This window comes from Nocardia farcinica (assembly GCF_029867845.1).
GTDB lineage: Bacteria > Actinomycetota > Actinomycetes > Mycobacteriales > Mycobacteriaceae > Nocardia > Nocardia farcinica_A.
In genome coordinates, this window is record NZ_JARWRU010000791.1 from 1 (window position 1) to 14,166 (window position 14,166).

Below are 14,166 nucleotides of genomic sequence, written 5' to 3' on the forward strand. Positions count from 1 at the left end.
CCCCCCCCCCCCCCCCCCCCCCCCGCCCCCCCCCCCCCCCCCCCCCCGCCCCCCCCCCCCCCCCCCCCCCCCCCCCCGCCCCCCCCCCCCCCCCCCCCCCCCCCCCCCCCCCGCCGGCCCCCCCCCGCCCCCGCCCCGCAACGGATTCCGGGTCAGCTCGCGTTGGCCGTGCAGACGACCTCGATGACGCGGGCGCCGCTGAACTGGGAGGAGCCGACGTTGGCCAGCGCCGCCGCCGGGGTGATCTCGGTGAGCACCTGGTAGGCGGCGCGTTCGGCCTCGGCCCGGTTCGGGCCGGAGGCCGCGGCCACGCCCTCGTTGCTCGCGACCAGCGCGCCGCAGCCGTTGGCCCACGCGGCGAGGACCTCGCAGCCGGAGCCGCAGGCGTCCAGCGCCGCGTCCCGCGCCTCCTCGAAGCTGCCGCGATCGACGCTCGTGCCGTAGTAGTAGGCGTCCTGGCTCACCGCGATCGCGGCGTAGTAGCCCGCGGCGTCGGCCGTGCCCGCGCCGAAGACCGAGCCGAGCGTGAGACCGCCCACCGCAACAGCGAGGCCCGCTTTTGCCATCAAACCCATCGATAATCTCTTTTCCAGAAATCGCGTTCCGATAGAGAAACGCCGGGATCTGCTCGTGTTCAGGAAATGGCCCGAAGACGGAATCGACGCGGAAACCGCGTCGCGCTGCTATCCCGGCGATCGCCCGACAGTCCCGCGCATGTGTTCTCGCCCTCCCGGCCGCACGCGAAGAAGTGCAGCGTGCGGGATGTTTCGATGTCGCGGATTGCAACTCGCCAGTTCTATCCGATGACCGCCGCGGAATCAACTCGATATCGCACCCGTGCGCTGCGGAAATGGGGCGGCAGCGACCGGGCGCGCGGCGTCGGCGCGCGCGGCTACGCTCCCGTCATGGACCTGGTTTTCGGGACGCGCGAGTCGGACTCGCCGCTGGTGCGGTCGGTGTGGACGTGCACCAGCGAGCAGGTCTCGGAGATGACCTCGGTCGCGAGCGAGACCGTGGGGCTGGTGTTCTGGGAGCAGCACGGGCGGCGGTTCGCGGCGGTGACCGGGCCGGAGAGCCGCACCGCGACCGCGCCGGTACCGGAGGGCGCCCGGTTCGTCGGCATCCAGTTCGCGGTGGGCGCCTCGCTGCGCATGGCGCCGACGACCGCGCTGGTCGACAGCGGGATCGTGCTGCCGGATGTGTGCGGGCGGCGGTTCTTCCTCGACGGCGCCTACCGGGAGATGCCCGGCCCCGACGACGCGGAGGCACTGGTCGAGCGATTGGCAGACGAGGGGGTGGTGGTGCTCGATCCGCTGGTGGCCCAGGCCGCGCGCGGGACGACGCCCGCGGTGTCCCCGCGCACGCTGGAGCGGCGGTTCCGGGCCGCGACCGGCCACACGCGGGGCGCGGTGCGCCGGATCGAGCGGGCTCGCGCGGCCGCGGTACTGCTGAGCGCGGGCGAGACGACGGCGGAGGTGATCGACAAGCTCGGCTACTACGACGAGCCGCATCTGGCCCGTGCGCTGCGGCGGTATGTCGGGCGGACGGCCGGCCAGCTGCGCACGGGCACGGGCGGGGCGCTCGCGCTGGACACAGCTCAGCGCACGACCTCGTAGATCAGCTTGGTCACGCCGTTGGCGTAGGAGGCCGAGTCGCGCAGACGCAGGGTCTGCTGGTCGCGGTCGGCGCGGCTGAACAGGCTCTTGCCCGCGCCGAGCAGCACCGGGAACACCAGCAGGTGGTAGCGGTCGATGAGGTCGGCCTCGGACAGCCGCCGGGCCAGTTCGGCGCTGCCGTGGATGTAGACGGCCTTGCCCTCGGGAACGATGCCGCCCTCGGCCTGCTTGAGCTCGGCGACCTCGTCTTCCGAACGCAGGATGGTGGTGGGCCCCCAGCCGTCGACCAGGTCGTCCTCGGACAGGCTGGTGGACAGCACGTACTTGGGCAGGTCCTGGTAGGCGGCGTGGTCCTCGGAATCGCGCCAGATCGGGGCGAACGCCTCGTAGCTGCGGCGGCCGAGGAGCAGGGCGCCGGTGTCGGCGAGTTCTTCGCCCTTGAGCGCGAACGCCTCGGGGACGAACTCGGTGCGCATCACCCAGCCGCCGCTGCGGTGGCCTTCCACCGTGCCGCCCGGGGAGTCGACGACCCCGTCGAGGGACATGAAGCCGGTGTAGACGAGTTCGCGTGCCATGGATGATCCTCCTGCCGATGGTTCTCGGTTCTGCCGCCGACGAGCCTAGGAACCGCGCGGGCCCGGTGTCTTGGACGGAACCGACACGGCGCGCCCCGGGTTCGTCGCGCCCGGGGCATGGTCGGCCGAAGGCGATCCGGTCGGCCGGGTCCGCGTAGATTCGCTGAGGTGAGGGGTTCGGGTCGGTTCGGGATGGTGTGTCGCCGGTGGGCACAGTGATCGGGTTGGTGATGGTGGCCGTGCTGGTCGCCCTGGTCGCCGGGCTGCACTGGTACGTGTGGCGGCGGTTGGTGCGCGACAGCACGCTCGCCGGGTCGGCGGGCCGCCGGGCCGGGACCGCGGTGCTGGTGATCGGGGGGCTGTTCCTGGTGGGCACGCCGGCCGGGCGGGTCGAGGCGGTGCCGTTCGGCCTGGTCCGGGTGGTGTCGACCATCGGCTACCTGTGGGCGGCGGTGCTGGTCTACCTGCTGCTCGGGGTGCTGGCCGGTGAGGTGGTGCGGCCCGCGACGCTGCGCCTGCTGCGGCGACGCGACGGCGACACGGCCCAGGATTCGGCGAGCGCCACCGACACGGGCGCGGTTTCCCGGCGGATGTTCGTCAGCCGGACGCTGGCGGGCGCGACGGCGGCGGCCGCGCTGGTCACGGTCGGCGGCGGCACCTACGGGGTGCTGAAAGGCCCGGCCGTCAACCGGGTCACGGTGCCGATCCGCCGCCTGCCCGCCGAGGCGGCGGGCTTCCGCATCACGCTGGTCAGCGATCTGCACCTCGGCCCCGTCCTCGGCCGGGACTTCGCGCAGAAGGTGGTGGACACGGTCAACGGCACCGAGCCGGACCTGATCGCCATCGCCGGCGACCTGGTCGACGGCACCGTGGACAACCTGCGCGAGCAGGTGGCGCCGCTGGCCGGGCTGCGCGCCCCCCAGGGGGTCTTCTTCTGCATGGGCAATCACGAGTACTACTCCGGCCCGGACGAATGGCTCGCCTATCTACCGCAGCTGGGCATCCGGGTGCTGTTCAACGAACGGGTCGAACTGCCCTGGTTCGACATCGCCGGCGTGGACGACCCGGCCGCCGAGGCCTACGACCGCGAACCCGATTTCCAGGCCGCGCTCGGCGGGCGGGACACCTCACGGCCGTGCGTGTTGCTGGCCCACCAGCCCGTGCTGATCCACGACGCCGTCGACCACGGGGTCGATCTGCAACTGTCCGGGCACACGCACGGCGGGCAGATCTTCCCCGGCAATCTGCTCGCGGCGCTGGCGAATCCGACGCTGGCCGGTCTGGAACGCTACGGCGACACCCAGCTCTACGTCAGCCGCGGCGCGGGCGCGTGGGGGCCGCCGGTGCGGGTCGCCGCACCCTCGGACATCGCCGTCCTCGAACTCGTTCCCGCCGACCGCATGGCCTGACTCGCTCGTCGGACGGGCGCGCCTGCTCCCGTCCGCGCTGTCACGACCGGGTGGGCCTGCCGTCCGAGAGACCGGGCGGCGTCAAGGCCCTTGTGCCGCAACCGTCACCGCCCGTAGCGTCGAGGATCGTATGTCGCCGGACGGACCGAACACGATGCCCTCCGGCCGGATTCACGAGGAGGCACCAGCGTGGGTGATCGTCTGGAGGGCAGGGTCGCGTTCGTGACCGGAGCGGCGCGCGGACAGGGTCGCGCGCACGCGGTCCGGCTGGCCGGGGAGGGCGCGGACATCATCGCGGTCGACCTGTGCGGGCCGCTGCCCGAGGCGGTGCCCTACGACTCCGCCACCCCCGACGATCTCGCCGAGACCATCGCCCAGGTGGAGGCCACCGGACGCAAGATCGTCGCGAAGGCCGCCGACGTGCGGGATCTGGACGCGCTGCGCGCCGTGGTCGACGAGGGTGTCGCGGCCTTCGGCAGGCTCGACGTGATCGTGGCGAACGCGGGTATCTGTATCCCGCAACCGTGGGACACCATCACCCCCCAGTCCTTCCGCGACGTGATCGACACCAATGTCACCGGCACCTGGAACACCGTCATGGCGGGCGCGCACCACATCATCGAAGGCGGGCGCGGCGGATCGATCATCCTGATCGGCTCGGCGGCCGGGGTCGGCATGCAGCCGTTCATGGTGCACTACACGGCGAGCAAGCACGCCGTCACCGGCATGGCCCGCGCCTTCGCCGCCGAACTCGGCAAGCACTCGATCCGCGTCAACAGCCTCGCGCCGGGGCCGGTGGCCACGCCGATGGGCTCCGGCGACATGGTGGGCGCGCTGGTGCGGGCCGGTCAGACCAACGAGCTGCTGGCCAAGATGAACACCCCCATGCTGCCCGACGGCGTGGCCATGCCCGAGCACATCGCCGACACGGTGGCCTGGCTGGCCAGTGACGAGGCCCGCATGGTGACGGCCGCGAGCATTTCCGTCGACCTCGGCGCATCTCAGTACTGAACGGCGGTTACCGAACAGCGGCTAGCGGGCGTTCTCGGCGAGTTCCGCCCGTTCCCGAACGGTCATGACCTGCTCGACCAGCGGCAGGCCGCGACGTTCCTCCTCGTCGAGGGCGACCGCGAGCAGGCCGAGGTGGTCGCTGCCACCGGAAATCGACCGCGCGAGGCGGGGCGCGCAAGGCACTCGCCGGGCCTCGTCACGCGCCGTAAGGTGACGGAATGGCGTCGTCGCATCCCAGTTCCGAGCTGGTCCAGTCGGTGATGGAGACCTATCTCCTGCAGGGCGAGCGGAAGTACGACCGATATCAGGTCGCCGAGCTGTCCGGGGTGCCGCCCGCGGTCTCGCGCCGACTGTGGACCGCGCTTGGCTTCCCCGCCAACGACGACGCCGCGGTCGACTACACCGACGGCGATGTGGAGGCGGTGCGCGAGTTCCGCTCGATGAGCGTGGTCGGCGGCGCGGACCTGCGCTCGCAGGCCGCGGCCGCGCGGACCATCGGCCAGGGCATGGCCCGGCTGGCGGAATGGCAGGCCGACCTGGTGCTCGCGGAGATCTTCAACCGCATCAACACCGAGGGCGACACCCCCGAGGATGTGCGGCGCATCGCCGAGGAGACGACGACCGCGCTGGAGAACCTGCTCTCCTACACCTGGCGCAGGCATCTGGCGGCGGCGTTGAACCGGTCCTTCGACGGTGCGGTGGCCCCGCTCGGCGAGGACTCCACCCGCGAGCTGGCGGTCGGCTTCGCGGACATGGTCGGCTACACCCGGCTCACCAGACACCTGCACCCCGACGAGCTGTCCACGCTGCTCGAGGCCTTCGAGTCGACCACCACCGCGGCCATCACCGAGAACGGCGGCTGGGTGATCAAGAACGTCGGTGACGAGGTCATGTTCGCCGCCGAGTCCGCGCACGCGGCGGCCACCATCGCCCTGGACATCCAGGAGTCGACCATGGTGCTCGGCTCGACGCCGGAGCTGCGGGTGGCGGTGGCCTACGGGCCGGTGCTGCAGCGGTTCGGCGACCTGTACGGGACGGTGGTCAACATCGCGGCCCGGCTGACCGGCGTGGCCAGGCCGGGCACGGTGCTGGTGGACGACGGGGCCGAGGCGCAGCTGCGCGACGATCCGGCCTTCGACCTGAAGCACCTGCGCAGTGTCCGGTTGCGCGGGTTCAACCGGTTGCGGCCGCACCTGCTGCGCCGGGCCTGAGCCGACCCGGACACCCTCGGCTGTCGAGCCGAGCCGCCGGGTCCCGCGGATCACCGACGTCGCGGGCTCCGTAAGGTCGACGGCGTGAACGCCGGAGTGGAGACGGACTGGTCACGGCTGCGGGAGCGGTACCTGCTCGCCGAGGACGACGCGGTGCTGGCGCTGAACAAACCCGCGGGCATCTCGGTCACCGGGGAACGGCACGACACCGACATCGTGGAGATCGCCGCGGGCGCGGGTGAGCCGCTCTACCCGGTGCACCGCATCGACAAGGTGACCTCCGGGCTGGTGTTGCTGGCGCGGGATCTCGCCGCGCACGGCACGCTGACCAGGCAGTTCGCCAAACGCACCGCGGAGAAGGCCTACCTGGCGATCGTCGAGGGCGACACGCTGCCCGATCGCGGTGTGATCGAGCTGCCGCTGAGCGTCGGACGCAAGAACCGGGTGCGCATCGCCGCGCCCCGCGAGCGCATCCGCTCGGCCGACGGCCGCTGGTTCGTCGACGAGGCGGATCTGCTGGCCGCCAAGAACTATCCCTCCCGCACCGAGTTCAGCACCCTCGCCCGCACCGGCGGCCGCGCGGTGCTCGCGCTGCGCCCGGTGACCGGCCGCCGTCATCAGATCCGGGTGCACCTGGCCTGGATCGGGCACGCCATCGTCGGCGACCCGCTGTTCGACAAATCCGCCCCGGCGCGGGCGCACCTGCACTCCTGGCGGCTGCGGCTGGACGCGCCATGGCGCGAGCGGGGCGTGCTCGACCTGACCGCGCCGCCGGGAGCCGATTTCTGGGCCGCCGCGCCGGAACTGGGCGATCCCGCCGCGCTGCTCGATCCCGGCGCGCCGATCGGCCCGTGAACACGCCGGGCCGTGTCGAGGCTCATGCGGCCGGACGAGCCGGGGGTCGTTAGCCTGGACAGGTGCATGTGCTCACGTGCCTGCCGCGCCGCGGCGTCATGCGGCGACCACGCAGAGAAAGCGACCGCCGATGATCCTGCTGGCCCAGGTCAGCGACACCCATTTCGATCTGGGCCCGCGCAACGCGCATCGGGTCGAGAAGGTGATGGCCTTCCTGGCGGACCTGCCCCGCAGGCCCGACGCGATCCTGCACACCGGTGATGTCACCGAGTCCGGCAGCGCCGCACAGTACGCGGAGGCGCGGGCGGCGATGGCCTCCGACATCCCGATCTACTCGATTCCCGGCAACCACGACGAGCGGGTCGCCTTCCGCACCGAACTGCTCGGGCTGGCGGCCTCCGCCGAACCGGTCAACCACGCGCACCGCGTCGGCGAACTGACGGTGGTCATGCTTGACACCACCATCCCCGGCCAGGCGGGCGGGCGGATCGACGAGCAGAGTTACGCGTGGCTGCGCGGCGTGCTGGCCGACGCCCCCCCGCGCGCGCCGATCGTGCTGGCCATGCACCATCCGCCGGTGCGGCTGCACAGTCCGATCGTCGACGACATCGCCTTGGCCGAGCCGGGCGCGCTGGCCGAACTCGTCGCCGCCGACAACCGCATCCGCGCCGTGTTCGCCGGTCACGCGCATTCCGGCGCGATGGCGGTGTTCGCGGGCAGGCCGCTGCTGGTCGCGCCGAGCACGGCCTCGGTGCTTGGCGGCAGCTGGGAGATCAGCTTGCCCGACCGGGTGATGGACTACTCCCCCGATCCGGCGATCGCCCTGCACGCCTTCGACGACACCGGCGCGCTGACCACCCATTTCCGCACCGTCCCGCTGGACGGCCGTCTCGGTGTGGCTCCGGCCTGAGCCGCGCCGCCGTTTGGCCGGGACGGCCGGGGGCACCCGGGCGACATGACCCAGCTCTTCAGCCAGTTCTTCGCGGGCGCGGCCCGGTTGCGGCACGCGCGTGTCTTCCACCCGAACGGCCTGCCGTTGTCGGGCAGGCTGCATCCCGAGCCCGAGGTGGAGAATCTGTTCGGCGCCGGCGAGCGGGCCGTGCTCGCCCGCATGTCCAAGGGCGTCGGCACGCCGTCGGGGCTGCCGGACGTGCTCGGCCTGGCGCTGCGGGTGCTCGACCGCGACGACAAACCTTTCGATCTGGCGCTGGCCACCACCGGTGAGGGGTTGCTGAGCCGGTTCCTGGTGACCCCGGCGCGCGGCTGGCGCAGCGCCCGCTACGGCAGCCTGATGCCCTACCGGCTCGGCGCCGACTCCCCGGTCTGGCTGTTCGCCGAGCCGAAGGGCTACCAGCCCGCCTCGCCGTCGCTGGACGATCTGGCCGCGCATGTCGCGCACACCCCGCTGGAGTTCCGGCTGCTGGCCGCCGGGCTGCGCGGGCGGCCGCGCGGCATCGCCGAGATATCGCTGCACCCGGTGGACGCGGGCGATTACCGGACCGACTTCTTCGACCCGGTGATGAACCATCCCGACGACGTGCGCCTGCTGCCGGAGGCGATCGGCCGGGTGCGCGAGCTGGCCTACTCCGGCAGCCGTCAGGGCCGCGGCGAACAGGCATAGTTCCACTCTCGGTTCCACCCACCCGGTTCCGCCCACCCCGTTGCGCCCACCCCGTTGCGCCCGCCGTCCCGCCCGCGCGTGAGTTGTCCACAGCCCTCGAGTTGTCCACAGGACCCCGCCGATCGGGCTCGGCGCCCGCCCGCCCGCCTCTACAGTGGAGGCATCGGCCAGGGTGAGGAGATTCACATGGGTCCAGTTCCTTCGGTACTCGTCATCGGCGCGGGGTTCGGCGGCATCGGCGCGGCGATCGAATTGCGGCGCAACGGCTTCGACCAGATCACCATCCTCGAACGCGCGGCCGATCTCGGCGGGGTGTGGCGGGAGAACACCTATCCCGGCGCCGCCTGCGACGTGCCGTCACCGCTGTACTCCTACTCCTTCGACCAGAAGACGGACTGGCCGCAGCGCTACTCGGGGCAGGTCGCCATCCACGACTACCTGCGCGAGGTGGCCCGCGGGCACGGGCTGCTCGAACGCATCCGCTTCGGCGCCGAGGTCACCGAGGCGGTCTTCGACGAGCGCGGGTCCGGCGGGGAGGTTTCCGGCGGGGAGGTTTCCGGCGCGGGCCGGTGGACCGTGCGCACCGCCGACGGCGCCACCCACGTCGCCGACGTGCTGATCTCGGCGGTCGGCCAGCTCTCCCGGCCCGCGATGCCCGACATCCCCGGCGTCGGCAGTTTCCGCGGACCGGCCTTCCACTCGGCGCGATGGGACCACGAGGTCGACCTGGCGGGTAAACGGGTGGCCTGTATCGGTACCGGAGCCAGCGCCGTGCAATACGTGCCGCGCATCCAGCCGGTGGTGGGGCATCTGACGCTGTTCCAGCGCAGCGCGGCATGGGTGGTGCCCAAGTTCGACACCGACTACACGCCGGTGCAGCACAAGCTGTTCGCGCGGATTCCCGGCGCGCTGTCGGTGGAGCGGTTCGGCTGGTGGTCGCTGGCGGAGTTCATGTCCCTCGGGCTGGTGGAAGCGCCGTGGATCGCGAAGGCGGTCACCGCGATCGCCACCCGGCATCTGCGCAAGCAGGTCGCCGACCCGGTGCTGCGCGCCAGGCTGACCCCCGACTATCCGATCGCCTGCAAGCGAGTCCTGTTCTCCGAAGACTACTTTCCCGCGCTCACCCAACCGAACGTCACGCTGGAGACGGAGAAGATCACCGCGATCACCGCCGACGGCGTGCGCACCGCCGACGGTGTCCTGCACGAGGCGGACGTGATCATCTACGGCACCGGGTTCAAGGGCACCGAGTTCCTGTGGCCGATGCGGGTGCTCGGCCGCGACGGGCGCGAGCTGTCGCGGGCCTGGGCGGAGGGGGCGCACGCCTACTACGGCATGGCGGTGCCCGGCTTCCCGAACATGTTCATGATCTACGGGCCCAACACCAATCTGGGCGTCGGATCGATCATCGCCATGATCGAGAGCCAGGCCCGCTACATCGCCCAGGCGGTGCGACTGCTGGCCGAGCGGCCCGGGCACGCGCTGGAGGTCAGGGCCGACCGGGAGGAGCGGTTCAACCGGGAGTTGCGGCAGCGGCTGGACCGCACGCCGTGGAACTTCTGCTCCAGCTGGTACCGGGACGCCTCGGGGCGGATCACGAACAACTGGCCGGGCACGGTCACCAGCTACCGCCGCCGGGTGCGCACGCTCGATCCCGACGACTACCAGCTCACTCCGGTCCCCTGAGAGCGGGAGCCGACCGGCCGCCCCCGGGTGCGCCACCGGCCCGGCTGGCACACTTGTCGCGTGAGTGAATCGCCGACCGAGCTCGTCACCGGCATCCCGCGACGCGGGCCGCTGCGGCCGATCGAACTGGCCGTGGGCGCGGTGCTCGGCGGCGTCACGGTCGGCCTGATCACCGTCGGCTCGGTGGTGCCCTTCGCGGCGGCGCTGCAACTGGTGGCCGCGGTGCCGATGGGCATGCTCGCCCACCGGTACCGGCCGCGCGCGCTGGTCACCGCGACCATCGCCGCCACCCTGGTGACCTTCGTGGCCGCGGGCGTGATGCCCGCGCTCGGCGTGATCAGCACCGCGACCATCGGTGGCATCATCGGCGGGGTCAAGCGGCACGGGCGCGGGCTGCCGACGGCCTGCCTGGCGGCGCTGCTGGCGGGGCTGGCGTGGGCGGCGTTCTCGGTCGGCTCGCTGCTGGTGTTCGCCAAGACCAGGGAGTTGCTGTTCGACACCATCCGCAACACCGCGGGCGGCATCCGCAAGATCGCCGAGGGCAGGCCGGAACTGGAGGGCTTCGGACGGGCGGTCGACACCGCCACCGAGGCGGTGCTCGACTGGTGGTGGCTCTACGTCGGCAGCGGCGTGGTGATGGGCGTGCTGGTCTGCGCCTTCTGCTCCTGGTACGTGCTCGGCTCGATCCTGGACCGGCTGGCCTGGCTGCCCAGCCGCGACCGGCTCGACGCGCCCGCCGACGACCGTCCGATCGCACCGCTGCCGGTGACCCTGCGCGGGGTCGGCTTCCGCTATCCCGGCGCCCACACCGACGCCCTGTCGGGAATCGACCTGACGGTGGCGCCCGGCGAGTTCGTGGCCGTGGTCGGGCACAACGGCTCGGGCAAGTCCACGCTGACCAGGCTGCTGGCCGGGCTGCCGCCGACCAGCGGCGAGGTGGTGCGTCCCGGCTCGGCGGGGCTGGGGCACCTGGGCGGCACCGCGCTGGTGCTGCAACGCCCGGAGAGCCAGACGCTGGGCGTGCTGGTGGCCGACGACGTGGTGTGGGGGCTGCCCACCGAACTGGCGGCGCAGGTGGACGTGGCGGGCCTGCTGGGCGAGGTCGGTCTGGCGGGCATGGGTGAGCGGGAGACCGCGACGCTGTCCGGTGGGCAACAGCAGCGGCTGGCGGTGGCCGCGGCGCTGGCGCGCAGGCCCGCGCTGCTGATCGCCGACGAGGCCACCTCCATGATCGATCCGCGCGGGCGCCGCGAGCTGGTGGCGCTGTTGCGCGAGCTGCCCGCACGCCACCGGATGGCGGTGGTGCTGGTGACCCACCACGAGGCCGACGCAGGCGCCGCCGACCGGGTGGTGCACCTGGCGGCGGGCCGGATGGTCGAGCGGCTGCCCGCCTGGCCACAGCCCGCGCGCGGCCCGCGCCGGACCGCGATGGGTCCGCCGCTGCTGGAACTGCGCGGCGTGGCGCACACCTACAACCGGGGCACGCCCTGGCAGGCGCCCGCCCTGCACGGGCTCGACCTGACCGTGCGCCGCGGCGAGGCGCTGCTGGTGGTCGGCGGCAACGGCTCGGGCAAGTCGACACTGGCCTGGATCATGGCGGGCCTGGTCACCCCGACCGAGGGCGAGTGCCTGCTCGGCGGCAAGCCGGTGACCCGGCAGATCGGCCGGGTGGCGCTGGCCTTCCAGCATTCCCGCCTGCAGTTGCAGAAGCAGACCGTGGGCGCGGAGATCGCCGACTGGGGCGGGCGGGCCACCGGCTCCGGCGCGGTCGGCCGCGCCCTGGACGCGGTCGGCCTCGACCGGGCGCTGGCGGCGCGCTCGATCGAGGAACTGAGCGGCGGACAGGCCAAGCGGGTGGTGCTGGCGGCCATCGTGGCCGGCCACCCACAGGTGGTGGTGCTCGACGAGCCACTGGCCGGGCTCGACCCGGAGGGCCGCGCCGACATCGTGGAACTGCTGGCCCGGCTGCGCGATTCCGGGCTCACCCTGATCGTCATCTCCCACGACGTGGCGGACATGGCCGCGGTCTGTGATCGCACCGTGCACCTGAGCGAGGGCAGGATCGTGACCGACCCGGCCGTGGCGGAGCCGGGGCCACCCGGGCGGGGAACCGCCGCGTCGTGGCCCGCGTGGGAATACCAGGACGGGAGTCACCGATGAGCACCATCCTGCTGCGCCGGGTGCCGGTGGACAGCCCCGTGCACCGGCTGTGGGCGGGCACGAAGATGATCGCCGCCTTCCTGCTGAGCCTGCTGCTGATGTTCTGGCCGTCGTGGACGGTGCTCGGCGCGATGATCGTGCTGCTGATCGTCATCGGCGCGATCGCGCGGCTGCCGCTGGGCACGATTCCCCGTCTGCCCCTGTGGTTCTGGGGGCTGATCGCCGCGGGCGCGCTGATCAACCTGCCGATGGGCGGGGCGGCGGTGCTGCGCTACACGCAGGTGGTGGTGTTCGGTTTCGTGCTGGTGGCGGCCTCGTTCCTGATCGCGTGGACCACCCCGATGAGCGAGATCGCGCCCGCGCTGGCCAAACTCGGCGCGCCGCTGCGCAGGCTGCGGGTGCCGGTGGACGAATGGGCCGTGGTGGTGGCGCTGACGCTGCGCGGGCTGCCGCTGCTGCTCGAGGAGATCAGGGTGCTGCGGGCGGCGCGCAAGCTGCGGCCCAAGGAGCGGCTGCTCGATCGCGCCACCGACAGCCCGATCATCGACATCCTCACCGCGGCCATGGCGGTGGCCTCGCGCCGCGCGGTCGAACTGGGCGAGGCCATCACCGCGCGCGGCGGCACCGGTCAGCTGACCGCCCATCCCGCGGGCCCGACGCGCCGAGACGCGTTGGCGCTGGCGCTCGTCGTGCTCGCCGGCGCGGGCGCGGTGGCTGTCGACCTGCTCGTCTGAACCGCGCCTTCGGTGGTTCTCCCGGCGAAGCGCGGAAGGTGTTCGCGCGGGCGATGTTCGGGCCGTCTTCGCGGGCGGAGACCCGCGCCTCATCATGGACAGGCGACCAGTTTGCCGATCGGTTACCGAAACAGACCGTCCAGATTGTTGATGCCCCCAGTTCGGCGGGCACCACGAATCGAGCGGGCGAATTCGGGCCGGATTCACAACAGGCCATAGCCGGAGCGCATATTCGCACGTAGGTGCGATGCGCATCGGCGAAAAGCTGTTGCTGCCATCACAAGACGTGACAACCACCTATCGCGAACAGGTGTCATGTCGAGAAGCTATCAACGGATCCGTTGTCGTGCGAACAAACGAATTTCCCTGCCCTGCCCCCGAAACCGGGGTTTCGTGTACGAGAATGCGTGAGGGTTCAGTAAGGTTACGGTGACGTAGCTGTTCCGTGGATCACAAGGTCCGGCCCGGCGTCGAGGGGAGCTTTTCTCGCCGGGGGCGGACTCGACAGGCTCGACCTCATGAAGATGGGAAACCTCGCATGCGCATGCGCAAGCTCTCCGCGGTCCTGGTACCGCTGATCGCCGCCGTCACCGTCGGCGCGAGCACCGCCCACGCCGAACCGGCTCCGGTGCCCGACGTCGGCTACGAAGCGAAACTGGTGGGCGAGAAGGTCGTCACCACTCTCACCAACGGCACCTTCACCACCACCGACGACGGCATCGTGGAGGTCAAGGACTCGGCCGACAACGTCCTGCTGTCGTTCCCGCTGACCTTCCGTCAGGAAGGGCTCGAGTACCCGCTCGGCCACGAGATCGCCGACGAGGGCCACCGGCTGGAACTGACGGTCGTCAAGGACGAGACCAAGGCCAGGCCGGTGCCGGTGACCCCGGTCGCCTCGCTGGAGGAGAACAACCGGGCGATGGAGACCTTCGCCTCGCAGTTCGGCCTGGCCACCGCCATCGGCGGTTTCGTTGGCCTGGCGGCGGGCGCGGCGATCGGTTGTGTCATCACCCTGCCCGCCTGCCTGCCCGGTCTGGTGACCGGCGCGAGCGTGGGCGGCATCATCGGCACCCTCGTGGTCGGCGGCCCCACCCTGGTGGTGGCGGGCATCGATCTCATCCAGACGCTGGCCGCCGAGCCGGGCAGCACCAAGTGGATGGACCAGACCGGCCGCCCGGCCAACTGATCGCCTCCGAACAACGACGCGGGGGGGGGCGCCCGGGCCCCCCCGGGCGCGCGGGCGGGGGGAGGGGGGGGGGCGGGGCCCCAGGGGGGGGGCACCCCCCCC

14 protein-coding genes are annotated in these 14,166 nt (G+C 72.1%); 11 read left to right on the forward strand and 3 right to left on the reverse strand.

The window, feature by feature from the left end; genetic code table 11:
- Positions 1 to 152: 152 nt before the first annotated feature.
- On the reverse strand, positions 153 to 575 hold the full coding sequence (locus QH283_RS17310) for a DUF4189 domain-containing protein (RefSeq protein WP_280504027.1): 423 nt from the start codon (positions 573 to 575) through the stop codon (positions 153 to 155).
- A 330-nt stretch (positions 576 to 905) separates the two neighbouring features.
- On the opposite strand from QH283_RS17310, the gene QH283_RS17315 reads away from it, so the two are divergent.
- Positions 906 to 1,616, forward strand: a complete 711-nt coding sequence (locus QH283_RS17315; RefSeq protein ID WP_280504028.1) for a helix-turn-helix transcriptional regulator — start codon at positions 906 to 908, stop codon at positions 1,614 to 1,616.
- Here QH283_RS17315 and QH283_RS17320 read toward each other — a convergent pair.
- Positions 1,598 to 2,191 carry a dihydrofolate reductase family protein gene (locus tag QH283_RS17320; protein WP_280504029.1) on the reverse strand — a complete coding sequence of 198 codons (594 nt, stop codon included), beginning with the start codon at positions 2,189 to 2,191 and terminating at the stop codon, positions 1,598 to 1,600. The two genes, QH283_RS17315 and QH283_RS17320, sit on opposite strands and share 19 nt — an antisense overlap.
- Positions 2,192 to 2,397: 206 nt before the next feature.
- On the opposite strand from QH283_RS17320, the gene QH283_RS17325 reads away from it, so the two are divergent.
- Both QH283_RS17325 and QH283_RS17330 read left to right on the forward strand, forming a co-directional pair.
- Positions 2,398 to 3,600 carry a metallophosphoesterase gene (locus QH283_RS17325; protein ID WP_280504030.1) on the forward strand — a complete coding sequence of 401 codons (1,203 nt, stop codon included), beginning with the start codon at positions 2,398 to 2,400 and terminating at the stop codon, positions 3,598 to 3,600.
- 189 nt (positions 3,601 to 3,789) lie between these two features.
- Complete coding sequence (locus QH283_RS17330) at positions 3,790 to 4,611, forward strand: mycofactocin-coupled SDR family oxidoreductase (RefSeq protein WP_280504031.1); 822 nt, start codon at positions 3,790 to 3,792, stop codon at positions 4,609 to 4,611.
- Between the two features lie 21 nt (positions 4,612 to 4,632).
- On the opposite strand, the gene QH283_RS17335 is transcribed toward QH283_RS17330, so the two are convergent.
- Entirely contained in the window at positions 4,633 to 4,794 is a 162-nt protein-coding gene (locus QH283_RS17335; RefSeq protein ID WP_280504032.1) for a hypothetical protein, read from the reverse strand.
- Between the two features lie 35 nt (positions 4,795 to 4,829).
- Here QH283_RS17335 and QH283_RS17340 point away from each other — a divergent pair, with 35 nt between their 5' ends.
- From QH283_RS17340 to QH283_RS17375, 8 genes are all read left to right on the forward strand, one after another.
- Entirely contained in the window at positions 4,830 to 5,822 is a 993-nt protein-coding gene (locus QH283_RS17340; protein ID WP_280504033.1) for an adenylate/guanylate cyclase domain-containing protein, read from the forward strand.
- An 84-nt stretch (positions 5,823 to 5,906) separates the two neighbouring features.
- On the forward strand, positions 5,907 to 6,677 hold the full coding sequence (locus QH283_RS17345) for an RluA family pseudouridine synthase (protein ID WP_280504034.1): 771 nt from the start codon (positions 5,907 to 5,909) through the stop codon (positions 6,675 to 6,677).
- 130 nt (positions 6,678 to 6,807) lie between these two features.
- A complete protein-coding gene (locus QH283_RS17350) occupies positions 6,808 to 7,587 on the forward strand; it encodes a metallophosphoesterase (RefSeq protein WP_280504035.1) in 780 nt (259 codons plus the stop codon).
- A gap of 45 nt (positions 7,588 to 7,632) precedes the next feature.
- Complete coding sequence (locus QH283_RS17355) at positions 7,633 to 8,298, forward strand: phosphodiesterase (protein ID WP_280504036.1); 666 nt, start codon at positions 7,633 to 7,635, stop codon at positions 8,296 to 8,298.
- 186 nt (positions 8,299 to 8,484) lie between these two features.
- On the forward strand, positions 8,485 to 9,984 hold the full coding sequence (locus QH283_RS17360; protein ID WP_280504037.1) for a flavin-containing monooxygenase: 1,500 nt from the start codon (positions 8,485 to 8,487) through the stop codon (positions 9,982 to 9,984).
- A 60-nt stretch (positions 9,985 to 10,044) separates the two neighbouring features.
- Positions 10,045 to 12,144: an ABC transporter ATP-binding protein gene (locus tag QH283_RS17365; protein WP_280504038.1), complete on the forward strand. Its 2,100-nt coding sequence runs from the start codon at positions 10,045 to 10,047 to the stop codon at positions 12,142 to 12,144.
- Positions 12,141 to 12,878: an energy-coupling factor transporter transmembrane component T family protein gene (locus QH283_RS17370; protein ID WP_280504039.1), complete on the forward strand. Its 738-nt coding sequence runs from the start codon at positions 12,141 to 12,143 to the stop codon at positions 12,876 to 12,878. The genes QH283_RS17365 and QH283_RS17370 overlap by 4 nt, the downstream gene beginning before the upstream one ends.
- Before the next feature lie 538 nt (positions 12,879 to 13,416).
- Entirely contained in the window at positions 13,417 to 14,064 is a 648-nt protein-coding gene (locus tag QH283_RS17375) for an ammonium transporter (RefSeq protein WP_280504040.1), read from the forward strand.
- Positions 14,065 to 14,166 lie beyond the last annotated feature (102 nt).